The following is an 18,341-nucleotide window of genomic DNA, read 5'->3' on the forward strand; positions in this document are numbered from 1 at the left end:
AGCCAACCAACGGAAGGTCTGGGAAACGCTCCTCCAAATGCAGCAAATAACCGCCGAATACATGCTCTCAAACCTCCCCAATCCTCCTCGTCGCAAACGTCTCTCCAAAAAACGCTTAGGACTTAACTAACCGCCATTCAGGTCTGTCCCTGTTTTGCATGCGTGATATCTAATAGCCGAGCCCGAAACCAAGTCGAGACAGAAACCATTGAACCAGAAGAACCTGCTGACTCTCTCCCGGCCATTTTAAGCCTCACCCTACTCGGATCCCGGTGCACCCACCACTCTACCGCGCGAGCACTACGTCATGCCTCAAAAAATGCTCAACTTCCGACAATCCCCGAAGTGCTGGTTTTGCCGCCGGGTCCAAGATGTGAAGGTCACTTCTAAATCATGAGCACAACGCCGACTCAATTGGGACCCGAATCCAGAGGAACCGGCTCGCCACGCGGCCCGGAGGTATCTCTCAACCGAATTCTGGTACCCGTGGATTTCAGCCCTGAATCAAAACTTGGCGGACGCTTCGCCGGCGAAGTGGCATCGCGATTTCATTCCCAAATCCATTGGCTGCATGTGATCGAGCCTCCCAGTCTCCCAGAGTGGGGCTACGTGCATATGGCTCTCAGGGAGAAAGGTCTCCGCGATGCAGCAACGTCGCGGCTCCCCCAGTTTCCTCAGGAATGTGGCGTGAGCCCCGCTCAGGTGGCCTCTACCCGACTGCGGAACGGTGAAGCGGCAGCTCAAATCTGCCAGGAAGCTAAGGACACTACCTCCGATCTGATCATCATGGCTAGCCATGGTCTCGGAGGCTGGTCTCATGTCATGGGTGGAAGCACCACCTTGCGTGTCATTAGGCATGCACCATGCCCCGTGTTGACGGTCCGCGATCGCGCCCTGTCCTCCACGACTGGCACCCACGTGGGCAGGCAATTCAAACGAATCTTGGTCACCACTGACTTTTCGGACGCATCCAAAAAGGCTCTCCCGTACGCCGTCGCCCTGGCCCATCGATTCGAAGCTAGCCTCTCGTTGCTCTTTGTGGTGCCCGAGGTGATCCCTGCTGAGTTTGCACCCACGGCCGTAGGCTTGGAGGAGGAGCGCCTTCTGGCCGAAGCTCGCGAGCGCCTGCCTCACTTCCGGGAGGCCGAGCTCGACCCGCATCTCGTGGTCAACAGCATCGTCCTCAACGGATCACCGGCCGCCGAGATCTGCCGCACCGCAGAGCTGCAGAACAGCGACCTCATCGTGATGGCCACCCACGGCCGATCAGGTGCTTCTCACTTCATTCTGGGCAGTGTGACCGAGAATGTAGTCCGTCACGCGCCCTGCCCTGTATTGGTAGTCCGAGAACGCGAACACGAATTCGTGAAGGCTTCCACCCCTCCACCTCCAGCTCTCTGACCTTATGAAAACTCCCACCGCAGATCGCGTCAGCACGTTGAAGAAGCAGAGAATCACCAGACTTGCTCAAGAGAACACCCTCGGTCCGGCTCACTCTGAGGTAGCCCCCGGACGGAAACCTGCTCCCCGTTACATTAAATGGTTTTCGGAGATCTCTATCGAGGACGTTCCGCTGGTCGGTGGCAAGAACGCGTCGCTCGGAGAGATGTTCCAGGAGCTGACGCCCAAAGGGGTTCGGATCCCCGATGGTTTCGCCATCACGGCCGAAGGCTACCGTCATTTTATTCAGGAGGCCGGTCTCGAGGACCAGATCCATGATTCCATCAAGGGTCTCAACACTCGGGATGTCGAGGCGCTCCGCCGCTGCGGAGCCCATATCCGCAGTCTGATCCTCTCTGCTCCGCTGCCTAAGGACCTCGAACAGGAGATCACCAACGCCTACGACAGTCTCAAAGGGAGAGAACTGCATCCGGTCGATGTGGCTGTGCGGAGCAGCGCCACTGCCGAGGACCTGCCGGACGCCAGCTTTGCCGGCCAGCAGGAGACATACCTCAACGTACTCGGCCACATGGCTCTGCTGGATACGTGCCGACGCTGCTTTGCCTCTCTTTTTACCGATCGAGCGATCTCCTACCGCACGGATAAGGGCTATGCCCATTTCAAGGTGGCCCTCTCCATTGGGGTCCAGCGAATGGTCAGATCCGACCTCGCCGCCAGCGGAGTAATCTTCACGATCGATACGGAGACCGGATTCCGTGATGTGGTCCTCATCAACGCAGCTTACGGGTTGGGCGAAAACGTCGTTCAGGGCTCGGTCACTCCCGATGAATACTGTGTGTTTAAGCCAACGCTAAAAGCCGGCTTCCAACCCATCTTGCAAAAGGTGGTTGGTACCAAGGAATTCAAATTGGTGTACGACATCGGCGGGGGCAGAATGGTCAAGAACATACCGGTAGCCCCCGGGGCCAGAGCCCAATTTGCCATCACCGATGAAGAGATTCTCCAACTGGCGCGCTGGGCCTGTCAGATCGAGGACCACTACTCGGCGAAACGGAAACAGCCCACACCGATGGATATCGAATGGGCTAAGGACGGGAACACCGGGGAACTATTCATCGTCCAAGCCCGACCAGAAACCGTGCAATCACGGCGACAAGTCGACCGGATCCAATCCTACCGACTCAAGCAACGCGGACGAATTCTAGCCACCGGGCGAAGTGTCGGAGAAAAAATCGCCACCGGCCCAGTGCGTGTCATCAAAAGCGCGCAATTTATCGGCGAATTCCGCGCGGGTGAAATTCTAGTAACTGATAAGACCGACCCGGATTGGGAACCGATCATGAAAAAGGCGGCGGCTATCGTGACGAATCGGGGCGGTCGCACCTGCCATGCCGCCATCGTCAGCCGCGAACTGGGGGTGCCGGCCGTCGTGGGCACCGAAACCGGAACCGAGCAACTGAAGGACGGCCAGGTCGTTACCGTGAGCTGCGCGGAAGGGGACATTGGATTCGTCTATGAGGGTAAGCTCGGCTTCGAGGTGCAGGAGACCGACCTGAAGACGCTAGCCCGACCACGGACCAAGGTCATGCTGAACCTCGGAAATCCGGAAGAAGCGTTGAGCCTGAGTGCCCTACCCAACGAGGGTGTCGGCTTGGCCCGTGAGGAATTCATCATCAGCAATTACATCAAAATTCACCCTCTGGCTCTGGTGAACTATGAGCTGTTGCCCAATGGACCTGAGAAACAACAGATCGATGACTTAACCGCCGGGTACCAAGACAAGACCCAGTACTTCGTCGACAAACTGGCTCAGGGGGTCGCGATGATTGCCGCCGCATTCTATCCCAAGGACGTCATTCTCCGGTTGAGCGACTTCAAGACCAACGAGTATGCGAATTTGATCGGGGGTAAGGACTACGAGCCCGCCGAGGAAAACCCCATGATCGGGTTTCGCGGGGCCAGCCGATACTACCATCCGCGCTACCAAGCCGGATTCGCCTTGGAGTGCCAAGCCGTCAAAAAAGTCAGGGAGGACATGGGCCTCACCAATCTCAAGCTGATGATCCCGTTCTGCCGCACGGTGGAGGAAGGTCGCAAAGTCCAGGTTGAGATGGCAAAACACGGGCTGAAACGCGGAACCAAGGGGCTCGAGCTGTACGTCATGTGCGAGATTCCGAGCAATGTGATCCTGGCGGAGGAATTCGCCGACATCTTCGACGGCTTTAGCATTGGATCCAATGACCTCACTCAACTGATCCTGGGAGTGGACCGCGACAGCGAAATCGTTGCGCCGATCTTTAATGAGCGCAACGAGGCAGTGAAACGCATGATCGCCCAGGTCATCGCCGTATGCCGGGCCCGGAAGCGGAAAATCGGGATCTGTGGACAAGCACCCAGCGACTATCCGGAGTTCGCCCAGTTCTTAGTGGAGCAAGGCATTGACAGCATCTCCCTGAATCCCGATACCATCCTAAAAACCACCATCGCCATTCTCGAACGGGAGACCGCGTTAAAAAAGAAGCACTCGTAACCATGTCTGTAAATCCCCTCCCTGTCTCCGGACGAGAGTCCGCGCACGACATTTTGTTGCAAGGCCGGCGTCACCCTCTCGAAAGCATCTTCGCGCCCAGCAGCGTCGCCATCGTAGGAGCATCCGAGTCCCTGGGTAGCGTAGGCAGATCCTTGGTGGAAAATCTCGCGCGCTTCAGCGGGAAGGTCTATCTGGTCAATCCCAAACACCCATCCGTCCTAGGGCAAAAAGCATACCCGAATCTCGAAGCATTGCCGGAGTGCCCGGATCTGGCGGTGATCGCCACCCCTGCGGCGACGGTGGCGGGTGTCGTGGCGGAGTGTGTAACGCGCGGGGTTAAAGGTGCGATCATCCTCTCCGCTGGCTTTAAGGAGGTAGGCCCGGAAGGCGTCCGACTCGAGCAGGAAGTGCTGAACGAAGCACGGAAGGGATCTCTGCGCATCGTGGGTCCCAACTGCCTGGGCGTCATGATGCCACATCTGCAGTTAAACGCGACCTTCGCCAAGGACCTGGCCAAACCTGGCAAAGTAGCCTTCCTCAGCCAGAGCGGCGCTCTCTGCACCGCGATACTGGATTGGAGCTTTCGTGAGAATGTAGGCTTCAGCACTTTTGTATCCGTGGGTTCCATGCTCGACGTGGGCTGGGGCGACCTGATCACTTACTTCGGGGACGATCCTCAAACCAAAAGCATCGTGTGCTACATGGAATCGGTCGGCGACGCCCGGGCCTTCCTGTCAGCCGCTCGAGAGATCGCTCGAACGAAACCCGTGATCGTACTCAAGGTTGGGCATACCGACGCCGCCGCCAAGGCGGCCGCGTCACACACCGGTGCCCTGACCGGCAGTGACGCGGTGCTCGACGCCGCCTTCAGGCGAGCGGGAGTCGTAAGGGTAGCAACCTTAAGCGAGCTCTTCGATCTGGCCGAAGTGCTCTCCAAGCAGCCGCGGCCGCACGGCCCACGGCTGGCGATTGTCACCAATGCCGGTGGGCCGGGTGTGCTGGCGACGGATGCTCTGGTATCCAATGGCGGCACTCTGGCTCCTTTGCTGCCCGAAACGATCAACGACTTAAACCGCGTCCTGCCTCCCCAATGGAGCCATCGCAACCCCATCGATGTTTTGGGGGATGCCAACGCCGAACGCTTTGCTCAAGCGGTCCAGCGCGCCTCCGACGATCCGACTACGGATGGAGTGCTCGCGCTGCTCACTCCCCAAGCAATGACGGAGTCAACCGCCACGGCCCGACAGCTCTGCGCCTGCGCGATGCGGATGGCCAAACCAATTCTAGCCAGCTGGATGGGAGGAGCCTCGGTCGATGAGGGAAAGGCCATTCTGAACGAAGCCGGGATCACCACGTTTGACACTCCCGATGCGGCGGCACGCGCCTTCACTCTCATGTGGCAAAACAGCGCTCGGCTGCAGGCCATCTACGAAACCCCGGATCGCTCGCCCAGCGAAGAGCCCTCCGGCAGGCAACGAAGCGTTGTCAGCCAGTTGCTAGCCAACGTGCGACGCGATGGACGAACCCTGCTGACCGAGTTGGAATCGAAGGAAGTGATCAAGCGCTACGGAATTCCCACCGTAGTCACTCAGCTGGCAAATACGGCCGAAGAGGCGGTGCAACGGGCGGAAGAAATCGGCTATCCCGTGGTGCTCAAGCTCCATTCGGAGACCCTGACACACAAGACGGATGTCGATGGAGTGCACCTTAACCTGACCAGTGCCCCGGCGATCCGCCAAGCCTGGGACCGCATCAAAGCGGGAGTGGAGCGCCAAGGCGTGCCCCAGGCCTTTCAAGGAGTTACGGTGCAACCCATGGTGGACCGCACGGGCTATGAACTGATTCTAGGCAGCAGCGTGGATCCTCAGTTCGGCCCCGTGATCTTGTTCGGGGCAGGTGGACAGATGGTGGAGGTTTTTCAGGATACGGTCCTGGCATTACCCCCGCTCAACTCAACGCTGGCTCGACGGCTTATCGAGCGAACCCGCGTTTCCAAAGCGTTGCACGGCTTCCGTGGCAAAAAGGGTGTCGATATGGCCCGGCTCACGGATCTGCTCGTGCGCTTCAGTATCCTCGTCTTGGAGCAACCCTGGATTGCTGAAATTGACCTCAATCCGATCCTGATTTCACCGGAACAATTGGTGGCACTGGATGCGCGTGTGGTGTTGCACCCTCCCTCCATGCTCCCGACACAGCTACCGAAACCAGCCATCCGTCCCTACCCGACAGAGTATAGCTTCCAGGGAAAGTTGAAGAACGGACGCGAGGTAATCCTCCGGCCCATCAGTCCAGAGGACGAACCTCTTATGGTCCAGTTCCATCGACGGCTATCCGGACAGAGTGTCTACCAGCGCTACTTCGCCCCCCTCAAGCTAGATGAGCGGATTGCTCACGACCGCCTGAGCCGGCTTTGCTTCATCGACTACGATCGCGAAATGGCGCTCGTCGCGCAACTCGCAGGGTCGCATGCCTCCGGGTCCGAGATCCTCGCCGTGGGTCGATTGAGTCGGTCGCACGGACGCCCCGAAGCCGAGTTCGCACTCACCGTCAATGATGAGTGGCAGGGTCAAGGCCTGGGCACGCAACTCCTGCAGAGACTAGTCCAGATTGGACGGACCGAAGGTCTTAAGGTCATCCGCGCTACCATCCTTTCCGAAAACCATCACATGTTGGAGGTAGCCAAAAGAGTGGGATTCAAGATCCTCCATTCTCCGGGCTGGCAAGACTATCGGGTCGAAATGGAGTTGTAGCCGGGATCGGGAGCCCGGCATCCCAAGCCGGGGCGGCGCAGCGAATTCCACGCGGAAGGAGCGAAAATCCCGCACTTCGCGGAGCCGCCACGGCCGAAGACTCTGATATTCAGTGCTTTTTCAGTGTCTTACTCTTGGGCACGGAACTTGCAATGGGTGTATTGTGAACCACAACACCCATTCAGGTGTTAACCCGAGGTCAAGTCGCCAGCTCGCAGGCGCGCCCCCACAACAGCCCCCACCATTCACTGGATTGAACTCGGCGGCCCTCGGGCTCCTCCAGGTTCTTTTTTCAATCGTTCCTGCCCATATGCGGGAGCGACTCAGCCTGCCTACATACGGCGCGCCGATACCGATAGATCCCCGCTTGGGTCCGGCTCCAGCCGCGGCCAAAGCCGGGGATCTGCGATTTTTTAGTCCGCCCCATTCTTCGTGACGCCAAGGAGATCGAGAGAGCGAGGTGGCCGGAATGCCCACCTCGCTTTCATTTTGCCCAGCCCGCTGAAGAAATTTGTAACCACTCAGAGCCACGGATAGTCTGCTCAGGTGTTGCCCGGGATAACCCGGACGACAGTTCAAATCAAAAAACCAAGTTTATGAAGAAGATCGTGTTGATGGTGGCTGGATTGGCGCTGTTCACCCTGGCATCCCAGGCTGAAGGCGAGGGCGATGTCTTGACCAAGGCGCGCGAAGGACGTCGCGCGGAGATTCTGAAGAAGTTTGATAAGAACGGGGACGGCCAACTCGATGAAACCGAGAAAGCCGCTGCCCGTGAGGAGACACGTAAGAAGCGCGAGGAGGAACGGCTGAAGAAGTATGACAAGAATGGAGACGGTAAACTGGACGACGCCGAGAAGGAAACCATGCGCGAGGACTTGAAGAAACGCGCGGAGGAGGGCCTCAAGCGTCGCGAGGGTAAGGCGGAAAAGAAGGGACCAGGCAAGAAGGCCGAGACACCCACAGTCAGCCCCGCTACGCCGGCGACACCCGCGGCCCCTCAAAAATAGCTTTCCGCAGGAACGGGCCTGAGTAGGACCGATCGTGATTGTTGAGTGTTGATGGGAAACCTCGCCATGAAAGTGGCGGGGTTTTCTGTTGTTTGGCCACGTCAGAAACCCTGACGAAACCTCAGGCCACGGCCGCTCGCACCTGACACCAAAAGTCCACAGCCCTCCAGACGGAGCAAAGTTCCGATCCAAGTGGATCGTGTGCGGTCCGTTTCCACGAATGTCATCAGCCACTACAACTCCAATTCCAGGTAAAGCCCTGTCGCAGCAGGCCGATAAAGGGAGAGGGTGGATGTGAATGTGGGGGCGGAGAAGAAGGGAGAAGCTGGATCGAATATTATACCATGTCGATCAGCCATCATCATCCAGCAGTTCATCTCGCCCGAACGAAGTAAACCGACGAAATGAACATGAAACTAAACACGAAAGTATCCGCGATCACCGTGTTCGCGGCGCTTCTCATCGCCGGCCTGTGCGCCGCAACCTTGCGCGAATTCCGAAGCACGCAGGCAACGATTCAAACCATCGACACCTACCATTCCGCACTTCGAAACCACTTGGAGTGCGACATGATGCACGATGCCCTAAGGGCTGATGTGCTGGCGGCACTTCGCGCCGGAGCCAAAAAGAATACGGAAGAAAGCAAGGCGGTCGGGGAGGACATCGCGGAACATTCCAAGCTCTTCCGGACCAAGATGGCTGAGAATGAGAAACTAGGTCTCACAGGGAATGTCCAAAAATCCATGAAAGCGGTGGACGAGCCTCTGAACAAGTACATCAACGCCGCGGAGGAAATCGTCAAAATTGGTTTAGAGAATCCGACGGAGGCGGAGGGCAAGATGGAGGGCTTCATCACTCAGTTCCGAGAACTTGAGGAGGTGATGTCCAAACTGAGTGATGAGCTCCAAGCCACCGCCAAAGATCACGAAAGGGAATCCACCGCACGCTCGAGTGCGTTCTTCAACAAAGTCTACACGCTATCCTCGCTCGCACTCGTGGCGCTCATCGGGCTTACGGTCTTGGTGGTCAGAAGCATCCCGCGTCCTTTCCGAAAACTCGCTGATTCCCTGGCCAACGCGGCCGAAAAAATCACTGCCAGCTCGGAGGAGCTCGCCGCAAGAAGTCAGGATGTCGCCGACTCCGCAGGACAGCAGGCCGCATCCCTCGAAGAAACCAGCGCCTCCTTGGAGGAAATGTCCAGCATGACCAAGCGCAACAGCGACAACTCCGCCCAGGCGAACAGCCTTTCCGCGCAAACCCGAGCGGCGGCGGAAGTGGGAATGCGCAACATGACACTCATGCGTGAGGCCATGATGGATATCAAGTCCGCTAGTGACAACATCGGACGGATTATCAAGAGCATCGATGAAATAGCCTTCCAAACAAACATCCTCGCCCTCAATGCCGCCGTCGAGGCGGCCCGAGCCGGCGAATCAGGAATGGGCTTTGCCGTCGTGGCCGATGAGGTTCGAACCCTGGCGCAGCGCAGCGCCATGGCAGCCAATGAGACCGGTGAAAAGATTGAGGACTGCATCAAGAAGAGTAACCGAGGCGTGGAAATCTGCGAAATGGTCGCCAAAAGCCTCCAGGAAATTACCAATCAGGCCAGTTCGATGGATGCGCTGGTCGGTGAGATCAGCACAGCCTCGCGCGAACAGAGTGTCGGGATCTCCCAAATAAACATCGCTGTCGCTCAGATGGACAAAGTAACGCAAAGCAACGCCGAAAGCGCTGCCAACAGCGCCAGTGGCGCTCAGGCACTGAATGAGCAGTCGAGGATTCTTCGCGAGACCGTCTTTCTACTCAATCGGCTCGTGGCGGGCTCGGGCTCGGAAAGCTTGGATCCAAATCCCAGCGCCCATCAGGGTAACAGGGCCGAAGCAACTGAATCCAAAGAACCCGAGGGCCACCCTGCCACTGGGCGAAACCGTTTGGCAGCACATGCCAACCCCGCCAGGGAGCAGCAGACTTCTTCCCGCGGAAGATCCCAAGAAGGGGGATTTCCCATGCCCCAAGAACCTGTAAGCACCCCTTCCGGAACAGCGACGGAACACGACTTTAAAAACTTCTGAGCGCGCAGCCTAAAGATAGGGCGAGAACAGGCGGGCAGCGCCGTCTCGCAACTTGGCGGGGAAACTACGCGCATCCACCTCCTCCAAGGTGACCCGCCGAGATGACTCTCGCTTCGATCGAAACCAGGCCTCCAACCGTTTCGCGAGTTCGCTATCATAGCACTCTACATTGAACTCAAAGTTGAGTCGGAGGCTGCGAGGATCCCAGTTCGCCGATCCCAAAAGAGTCCACTGCCCGTCCACCACCAAAATCTTGGAGTGATCAAAAGGGCCCGGGGTCAGCCAGATACGACAGCCTCGCTCCAGCACCTGCCACCACGAGGCCCGCGATGCCCACTGCACAAAGGGAAGATTGCCGCGTTCCGGAAGAACAATGTCGATCAGCACGCCCCGCATGGCCGCCAGGTTCAGGGCCGAGATGAGTGGCGCGTCGGGTAGAAAATACGGCGTCGCAATGCACACCGACTGCCGAGCGGCCGATAATCCAGCCAAGATAGCCCAACGCAGAGGGTCGACATTCTCGTCCGGGCCATCAGCGATGCCCCGGGCGAGCACCGAACCCGCAGTCGTTAAGGTGGGGAACCACAGGTCGCCAACGAGCAGCTCCCCAGTCGTGAAGTGCCAATCCTCGGCAAACACCTCCTGCAGATGGGCAACCACGGGCCCTAACACTCGGAAGTGAAGATCATAGACCGGATGTGAGGGGCGCTTGGAAATCAGATTCCCGACCCGAATATTCATCCCCCCCGTAAACCCAACCGCACCATCCACCACCAAGAGTTTGCGATGGTTGCGCAGGTTGATGGAGAAAAGCCTCCAAAGCGGAAAGGCCGGCAGAAAACGAGCGTAAGGAATGCGCTCGCTCCGAAGTAAACCCAGCACGGATGGCCATGAATAACGAGTTCCTGTGGCATCGATAAGCACCCGAACCTCGACTCCTCGCCTGACCGCGGCCGCCAAGGCGGTCACGAACGCCTGCCCTGCGTCATCGCGGTCAAAGATGTAGGTCGCCAACGTTACCGAACGCTTGGCCGCGCCAATCGCCTGCAGCATGGCGGGATAGGCCTCATCGCCGTTCAGGAGCGGCTCGATTCGGTTTCCCTTCAGCAGACTCCGGGCTTGCGTCTGATTGATCACACCAGCAATGGCTGCAAAATCACCAACCTCGCCCGGCATGGTGATACCTTCCGGCTCCAACTCTCTTCCGGACAGCGCCAACTCAGCCCGATAAAGTTCGCGCTGGCTCCTTAAGCTGAGCGCGCGACGACGAATCCGGTTCACTCCAAAAAGCCCATAGAGGATCGGGCCGATTACCGGGGCAAACCAGATAAAGCCGATCCAACCAGCGGCAGCTCGCGGATCACGCTTGTAGATCAATGTGTGCGCTGAAGCGACGAGGGACAGCAAGAGACCGAGCCCTGCCGCTACATAGTGCCACCACTGACCGAGTTTGATGTGCCATTCCATCCGTGCTGCGTATCCATATTCATTTACCTCCGGCACGGTCAACCTTATCCGAGCGCCAATTCCCCATTGATCCCGGCGTATAGCCCCGGCAACAATGAATCCAATGTCGCAGCACCAGCCTCAATCCCCCCAAGGAAGGCAGAAACCCTCCCCGCCCCAGGATGCCCAATCCCCGGCGGTCCCCGCCGCCGCTCAACTAGCCGGCGCCCCGGTTGCCCTCGCAGCACCTCGCTCAAATCGGATCGAGCTTAGCCTCCAAACTCTGGATCAGCTGTTCAACACCATGGACCCATCCCCCTTCCATCAAAAGGACCTGGATCACGACGCCGAGGAGTTCATTGTGAGTTGGGCGCAGGAATTTCATCGCGAGGAGCCAATCGAGTTAGTCATCCACCTCAGCGCCTCCGGCGTGGCCGAAGAGGAGGCGCGGATTGCCCAAAATGCCATTCACAACTACTTTGCCTACCGGGCACGCTTAAACGATCTGGAGTTTAAGCGGCTGATGAAAGTGGGAAGGGCTAGCCTGCTCGTCGGTCTTAGCTTTCTCGGACTATGCTTCCTTACCATCGAGTTGGTGCTGGCTGGAAGAACCTCTCCTATCCCCGGCTTCTTCAAGGAAGGTCTCACCATCGCGGGCTGGGTCGCCATGTGGAAGCCACTGGAGATCTACCTGTATGATTGGTGGCCATTGCGCCGCAAAGGACAAATCTATACGAAGCTGAGCCGGATGCCGGTCCAACTTCGGAGCGCGATCTCGCCGCCCCCTGAGGTTTGAGAACATTCCCACCGAGACAGCAAAATCAAGCTGTCAACGAAAGGCAGAACTCGGTAATCTTACCTTCGGAACTTGGACTCATCGGAAACCAGCCTCATCCAGCGGTGTCGCACGGGAGAACCCGATGCGTGGAATGAGTTGTTCGACGCTCACTATCCCGTCGCGGCTCGCTTTGTCTGGCAGGTTCACTCCGGGTTCAGCACCGAGGATGTCGAGGAAATCTGCCAGGAAACCTTCCTCACAGTCATCCGAAGCCTCGAATCGTTTCAGGGCCAATCCAAGCTGCAAACGTGGATCCTCCGGATCGCTTCAAACAAAGCCCATGACTATCGGGAACGGCTTAAAGCCCAAAAGAGAGGCGGAGGCCAGGTTCCCCTCTCCCTGAGCGCGGAAGATCCTCAAACACAGTTGGCGATCGACCCCGCCAGCTCGGCACCCACCCCAGATCAGACCCTCATGAGCCAGGAAGCCTCTGAACTCATGTCCGAGGCGCTGGCGATCCTGGGCGGACCCTGTGAAGAGATCTTGGAACTGCGTTACTTCGCCGACCTGAGCTACGAGGAAATCGCCAACTCGCTCAAGCTCAATCCGAAAACCGTCAGCTCTCGGCTCAGTAAATGTCTGGATAAACTCGAAACCGTCGCCCGCCCCTTGCTAAATCGGGAGAAAAGGAACATTCCTTCCGTCTAATAAACCAATGTCGGCCGAACCGGACAACACGATCGAAAAAGCGCTCCGCGACTATGCTCGCAGAAGGCGTGAGCAACCAGGTGCGCCAGAGGGTCTTCACGCGGCGAATCGCCGCCTTCTCCAATCTGAAGTCCAACGGAGTTACGGCGCACCTTCTCATCCCAACCCCCAGGTGGAAAAGCGCTTAGCCTGGTGGTTTCGTTGGCAAGGCCTCGCTTCTCTCGCCACCGCGGTGATCGCCCTCTGTGGAGTCGTCGTTTGGTGGGCGTATCAAGATTCAGGTTCCCAGATGCAATTGGCTCAAGGTGTCCTTCCCCTCCAGACTTCTGAAAACCGACGCAACCTGTCCGAGGCGACCGACCTGAACCAGCCCTCCCCCCTGAAAAAACGCGCCGAATCCGAACCCAACTCGTCCCGCTACAGCTCAGTGCCGCCACCGCCTGCTGCCGTAAGTCCCCCCAACCTTTCGCCCAGCCTCCCTCCAGTTGTCAGCTCTCCGGCGGCTCCCGCGGCGGTGGCAGCGGATGCGATCGCAGAGCAACCCAAACGGCCGGCCGAATCCGCTCGCACTCCCGAGACACGCCTGGCCTCAGCGCCCGCGCCCGCGCCGCCGTCCCCGGCGGCCGCCCGTCGTGATCGTGGTGGCCTTGGAGAAACCGCCACCGCTGCCAAGGATCTGGCCCTCCCTGCGCAGCCAGCACGGGTGGAAACCCTGCATTTTCGTCAGGTGAGCGAGGAGACGCCGCTCGCGAAGTCGGAATTCTCGCGTGCCCAATCGCTCGAACGGGAAAAGCGAAAGCCTAATCCACAGGACCAAGGGGTTCTAAATGAGTTTCGCATTCAGCATTCCCACGGCCAGCTGACCATTCTGGATCAGGATGGCTCGGAGTACCGAGGGTATCTCAGCGCCACCCCCGAGCCCGACCGGCTTGGGCTCGCGACGTCAACAAAGCCTTCCAGCCGAGGGAACACACTTTCTCAACCCGGCAACCAGGAGACGGGATCCGCCGAAGCGGTCGGCTCGACCCAATACCATTTTCTGGCGAGCGGCACGAATCGATCGCTCCAGCAGCCAATGAGACTCGAAGGCCAGCTGCGCTCCAGCCGCCCCCTGCAATCTCCAGCCCTCTCCAACACACACGGGTCGCCACAAGTCACCAGCAAGCTCCAGACCTCCACGGCCGGTTCCGCCACCGAAACCGCCAGCGGTTTGAGCTGGGAGTTCCAAAGCGCTGTCAGCATCGGAACTCAACGACCGGTAAACCTGAAGGCGATTCAGATTCCGACTGAGGCGCGCTCGCTTCAGCCTAACGCCATCCCCCGCCGTCCAAACCGATGAGTTCATCCAAATTGGAAGTCACGGATCGCTGGCAATACGAGCGCCCACTGTGGCAAGCCGGGCTGACCCGGATAGCGGGAGTGGATGAGGTGGGACGAGGCCCCCTCGCCGGGCCAGTGGTCGCGGCCGCCGCGGTGCTGCCTGCCGCTTGGGAACTGAATGGCCTACCATTGGGTCTCCAAGGTCTCAACGATTCCAAGCAGCTCAGTGAAGCCAAACGGGAGCGGTTCTTCGAGTTCCTTTTGGAGACCGATCAAGTGTGCTACGGCTTGGCCATCGTCGAGCCCGGAATCATCGATCAGATCAACATTCTGCAGGCGACGCATCGGGCGATGAACGAAGCGCTAGCCCAACTGCTGCCATTGCCCGAGCATGTGCTCGTGGATGGCACACGGGTGAAGTCCATCACCCTTCCTCAAACCGCGATCGTCAAAGGAGACTTCAAGAGCTATTCGATCGCGGCGGCGAGTGTGCTGGCTAAAGTCACCCGCGACCGTCTCATGGTCGAGTACGGGCAACGCTGGCCGGCCTATGGATTCGCGGTTCACAAAGGCTACCCGACCCCCCAGCACCTGGCAGCCCTAAAGGCCCATGGGCCCTGCGAAATTCACCGGCGCAGCTTCTCCCCCGTGGGAGAACTGATCCAAGAAATATTACTCTGATCACAGAACAGCCGGACAGCCGTTTCCCTTCCAAGACGGCCGTCCGGGGCTAACTTCCCCCCTCGGGCTTGGCGGACTTAAGGCCCAGGCGATAGCGCACCAGGTCACGACTCACTCCCAGCAGTCGCGCCGCTCCGGACACATTCTGATCAGCCTGGCTCAAAGCCTTCTTGATCAGCCGGTCGGTCGCTTCTTCCAATGAAAAACCCGATTCGGGAAATCTCCAGGCGTCGTTAAGCCAGTCATCCCCACCACCACTAGCGCCGGGAGCTGGTGCAGAACCTCCCGCCACGAGCTGAGGGAAGGTCAGCTCAGGGCTCGCTTCAAACACGATTGCACGTTCCAATTCATGCGCCAGTTCGCGCACATTGCCTGGCCAAGGGTGCGACAGCAGGCGCTGGCGTCCGACTGCGGTGATCTGCCGCTGAGGCAGCCGGTGCCGCTTGCAAAGGCGCTCGACTAGGACTCCGGCCAAACGGAGAATATCCTCACCCCGTTCGCGCAAGGGCACGATGCTCACGCGGAACAAATCCAGCCGGTGGTAAAGATCCTCCCGGAACTGCCCCAGGCGAACCGCTTCCTTTAAATCCACATTCGTGGCCGCCATCACCCGAACATCAAGCTCCACCTCGCGTGTGCCTCCCAGGCGCCGCACTCGACCATCCTCAAGCACCTTGAGCACCTTCGCTTGCAAGGCCAGCGACAGGCTGGGAAGTTCATCCAAAAACAAGGTGCCGCCGTCGGCCGCCTCGAAGAGGCCCATCCGCGCCGTGCGGGCATCCGTGAACGCTCCACGCTCGTGACCGAACAACTCGGCTTCGGCCAGAGTCTCCGGCAATGCTGCACAATTGGTTTCAACCAAGGGCTGCTTGCCTCTCGGACCATGATGGTGCAGCCAGCGAGCAATCGTCGTTTTTCCACTGCCGGTCGGCCCTTCAATCAATACCGGCGGAAGCCGAGTCTCGAGTCGTCGGTCGGCCTCCAGTATTCGATCCACCTGTTGCCGCAGGGCGCTCAAGGCGTCCCCGAAAAAGAAGCGGTCCGACCCATGGTCAGAATCTCGCTCCCGATGCTCCTCAACGCGCGCATTCTGCCGATTGCGACGCGTTCGTCCAAACACCAATCCTAGTTCACCTGGATCAAACGGCTTCACCAGGTAGTCGGCAGCGCCAAGCTTGATGGCCTCGACTGCGCCGGCTACCCCCCCTTGCGCCGTCATCACCACCGCACCCGTCGAGGTCGGAATCTTTCCCTCGCGCAACAGATCCAGCCCCGATCCGTCGGGTAGATTCACATCGAGCAGAACAAAATCAAAAGCCTGGCTGTCGAGAGCCGAGCGTGCGTCACGAACCGCCGAAACCGCCGTAGTGTCCAACCCCAAACGTTCCAGCTGCGCCCGGCAATGGCGCATAACCGAAGGGTCATCTTCTAGAATCAGTACACTGAGGCCGGTCAACATAAACGATGCGCGATAAGTTGTGTCGTGAATTAAAGTCCGCCAGGCCCATAGCCCTTCTTCGGCTTCCCGTCCGCGCCTAGCTTATCACAGCTCCAGAGCACGCCGCGAGTCACCAGGTCTAAATAAACGGGCTCCTGCATGGTGTGGTTGTAGTGTCCCACCGTGGTGCCGAACACTCGCGCCTTGCCATATTGGGAAACCCAGACACAGGTCTCGTCCTTCTTGGTCTCCGGGCTGTAACCCGTGCCGAGCGACACGGTACCAGGCCACACCTGGGCGATGTGATAAAGCTCCTCCTTTGGGGTCTGCCATTCGGTCGGAAATCCTTTCATGACCGGATGCTCCGGCGCCACATTCTTGAGGGTGTAGGCAAAGTGCGAGCCATGTCTATGCGATGTAACCCCCACAAATTTGAACCACTCGTTGGTCGGAGCGCGGTAGCAATGCATGGCGCAATGGATCACCACGGCCGGAACTCCTTTTCGGTGCTCGCTCACGATGCCCTCCAACCAAGCCGTGTCTTTTTCATCGGCAAAGCACTCGTTGTGAACCACCACGTCATAGCCTTTGGACCAGTTCTTCCCGGCATAGACCGGAGGACGCCCAGTGGTCCCTGTGCTTGGATCCTGGACAACCGTCCACTCCACATTCGCTCGGGCCGCAATTCCCTCGGCCAGGATTGACTTCTGCGCCGTGTAATCATGGCAGCAACCGCCGGTAATCAGAAGCCCCTTGAGGGGACGTGCAGGTTGCGCCGCTGGAACAGGTTGGCTCAGGAGAGCGATGAGGCCGACCACGAGAGTGAAATAAGTGCGAGATTGCATCCGTGAAGCCTCCCTCGGACCGGCGTCAGGCGCCAGTCTGAAATTGAGACAGTTCGCCCTAACCCTCCTCTGGATTTAGCAAACTACCCAGGACGAAATCTCGGACTATACCCCGTAGTTTCCCCGACTAGCCGGGTGGTAGCCGTTCCAATTGTTGGGATCCTCCATTCATAGGATGTTCAAGGCGAGCACAGAACACACTGAGCCCAGAGCAACGGACGCAAAGACATGAACTCGGAAAACAACATTCGACGCAGCACGGGGTCTGAACTGGACCTTAACTCGACGCTACGGATGGCTCACGAGCACATTCGGAGCAGTTCCCCTGCCCTCCCGGCTCAATCCTGCCCGAAGGTCCAAGTTCGTGAAACTCGCGCCTTGTTCTGGGAAGCCATGGCGGCGGATCTCCGCCAGCGCATGCCGATACTGATCGGCCTGTTTCTCTGCTGTGCTGCCAGTTATTTTCTAGCCAGCCGTTATATGGTGTGCACTGTCGTGATTCGTGGACGTAGTATGATTCCGACTCTTCGGGACGGCGATCAGTACTTGCTCAATCGGATAGCCTATCTGTTCCGGGAGCCTCGACGTGGCGATCTCGTAGTGATTCACGATCCCGGACACAAGGACATGGCGATCAAACGGATCGTGGGTCTTCCGGGCGACCAGGTTGAGATCAAGGAAGGGGTCCTCTACATCAATCAGAAGCCCCTTAACGAGGCCTATCTCGCTCCTCACACAAAGACGTTGCCCGGGGACGCGACCCAGCACTCAGTCAAATTGGGCAGCAAGCAATACTTTGTCATGGGAGACAACCGGTCGGAGAGCGAAGACAGTCGCTACTACGGCCCGATCCATCACGACAAGATTGTCGGTGTGGTTTCGCTGTGACACAAACGGCCCGGTCTGCAGGCCATGACAGACCGGGCCGCTTTCTCTCCATCGCATTCCGAGTCTCAGCTGCGTCTCAGGTTTCAAACCCGCGTGTTGCACCGTCGGATTTGGCACCCAACCACCGCCCAGCTCGGAAGCCATTCCTCGAAGTTCATCCTTCCAGGGACAGACCACCTTCCTTGCCCCTGCCCTTCGTACCTTGGCAGCCACCACACCAGGGACAGGCCACGTCGGCCGAGGCGCGCCTCGCCGCGCCTGCGTTCCTCACTCAGGCTTCGTTCTAGCGGTCTGACCCTGACCTTTGGCTGGAGGCGGAGCCCTCCTTAGAGAAAGAGGAGAAGGGACAGGCCTAGGTTGGGTGTGGCAGCTCCACTCCCGCATGATTGCTGAATTGTTGGTAAAAAGTCTTGCGCAGACCTGAGGGGGCGTGATCAGTTACGGCCGCTTTATGCGCCAAGGACGCCTAAAGGTTCC

Annotated in this window: 13 protein-coding genes; 10 read left to right on the top strand and 3 right to left on the bottom strand. The window is 58.7% G+C overall.

The features are described from left to right. Positions 1–393: 393 nt before the first annotated feature. The 5 genes from JNN07_15545 (at position 394) to JNN07_15565 (ending at position 9,760) form a co-directional block, all read left to right on the top strand. Complete coding sequence (locus JNN07_15545) at positions 394–1,401, top strand: universal stress protein (protein MBL9169154.1); 1,008 nt, start codon at positions 394–396, stop codon at positions 1,399–1,401. Between the two features lie 4 nt (positions 1,402–1,405). Next, positions 1,406–3,931 carry a phosphoenolpyruvate synthase gene (gene ppsA / locus JNN07_15550; protein ID MBL9169155.1) on the top strand — a complete coding sequence of 842 codons (2,526 nt, stop codon included), beginning with the start codon at positions 1,406–1,408 and terminating at the stop codon, positions 3,929–3,931. A gap of 2 nt (positions 3,932–3,933) precedes the next feature. Continuing rightward, positions 3,934–6,681, top strand: a complete 2,748-nt coding sequence (locus JNN07_15555) for a bifunctional acetate--CoA ligase family protein/GNAT family N-acetyltransferase (GenBank protein ID MBL9169156.1) — start codon at positions 3,934–3,936, stop codon at positions 6,679–6,681. A gap of 596 nt (positions 6,682–7,277) precedes the next feature. After that, on the top strand, positions 7,278–7,688 hold the full coding sequence (locus JNN07_15560; GenBank protein ID MBL9169157.1) for a hypothetical protein: 411 nt from the start codon (positions 7,278–7,280) through the stop codon (positions 7,686–7,688). 410 nt (positions 7,689–8,098) lie between these two features. After that, on the top strand, positions 8,099–9,760 hold the full coding sequence (locus JNN07_15565) for an MCP four helix bundle domain-containing protein (protein MBL9169158.1): 1,662 nt from the start codon (positions 8,099–8,101) through the stop codon (positions 9,758–9,760). 9 nt (positions 9,761–9,769) lie between these two features. Here the strand turns inward: JNN07_15565 and JNN07_15570 are convergent, their stop codons facing one another. Then, entirely contained in the window at positions 9,770–11,263 is a 1,494-nt protein-coding gene (locus JNN07_15570) for a PLDc N-terminal domain-containing protein (GenBank protein MBL9169159.1), read from the bottom strand. 67 nt (positions 11,264–11,330) lie between these two features. On the opposite strand from JNN07_15570, the gene JNN07_15575 reads away from it, so the two are divergent. The 4 genes from JNN07_15575 to JNN07_15590 all read left to right on the top strand — a co-directional run bounded on the left by JNN07_15575 (position 11,331) and on the right by JNN07_15590 (position 14,693). Beyond that, on the top strand, positions 11,331–12,002 hold the full coding sequence (locus tag JNN07_15575) for a hypothetical protein (protein ID MBL9169160.1): 672 nt from the start codon (positions 11,331–11,333) through the stop codon (positions 12,000–12,002). Positions 12,003–12,074: 72 nt separating this feature from the next. Next, positions 12,075–12,692 carry a sigma-70 family RNA polymerase sigma factor gene (locus JNN07_15580; protein ID MBL9169161.1) on the top strand — a complete coding sequence of 206 codons (618 nt, stop codon included), beginning with the start codon at positions 12,075–12,077 and terminating at the stop codon, positions 12,690–12,692. A gap of 7 nt (positions 12,693–12,699) precedes the next feature. Continuing rightward, a complete protein-coding gene (locus JNN07_15585) occupies positions 12,700–14,031 on the top strand; it encodes a hypothetical protein (GenBank protein ID MBL9169162.1) in 1,332 nt (443 codons plus the stop codon). Continuing rightward, positions 14,028–14,693, top strand: a complete 666-nt coding sequence (locus tag JNN07_15590; GenBank protein MBL9169163.1) for a ribonuclease HII — start codon at positions 14,028–14,030, stop codon at positions 14,691–14,693. The genes JNN07_15585 and JNN07_15590 overlap by 4 nt, the downstream gene beginning before the upstream one ends. 49 nt (positions 14,694–14,742) lie before the next feature. Here the strand turns inward: JNN07_15590 and JNN07_15595 are convergent, their stop codons facing one another. Then, positions 14,743–16,152: a sigma-54-dependent Fis family transcriptional regulator gene (locus tag JNN07_15595; protein MBL9169164.1), complete on the bottom strand. Its 1,410-nt coding sequence runs from the start codon at positions 16,150–16,152 to the stop codon at positions 14,743–14,745. Between the two features lie 29 nt (positions 16,153–16,181). After that, positions 16,182–16,976, bottom strand: a complete 795-nt coding sequence (locus JNN07_15600) for a ThuA domain-containing protein (protein ID MBL9169165.1) — start codon at positions 16,974–16,976, stop codon at positions 16,182–16,184. Between the two features lie 228 nt (positions 16,977–17,204). Between JNN07_15600 and lepB the strand changes: the two genes are divergently transcribed. Beyond that, a complete protein-coding gene (lepB, locus tag JNN07_15605; protein MBL9169166.1) occupies positions 17,205–17,864 on the top strand; it encodes a signal peptidase I in 660 nt (219 codons plus the stop codon). The last annotated feature ends 477 nt before the right edge of the window (positions 17,865–18,341 follow it).

This window comes from Verrucomicrobiales bacterium, from assembly GCA_016793885.1.
GTDB lineage: Bacteria > Verrucomicrobiota > Verrucomicrobiia > Limisphaerales > UBA11320 > UBA11320.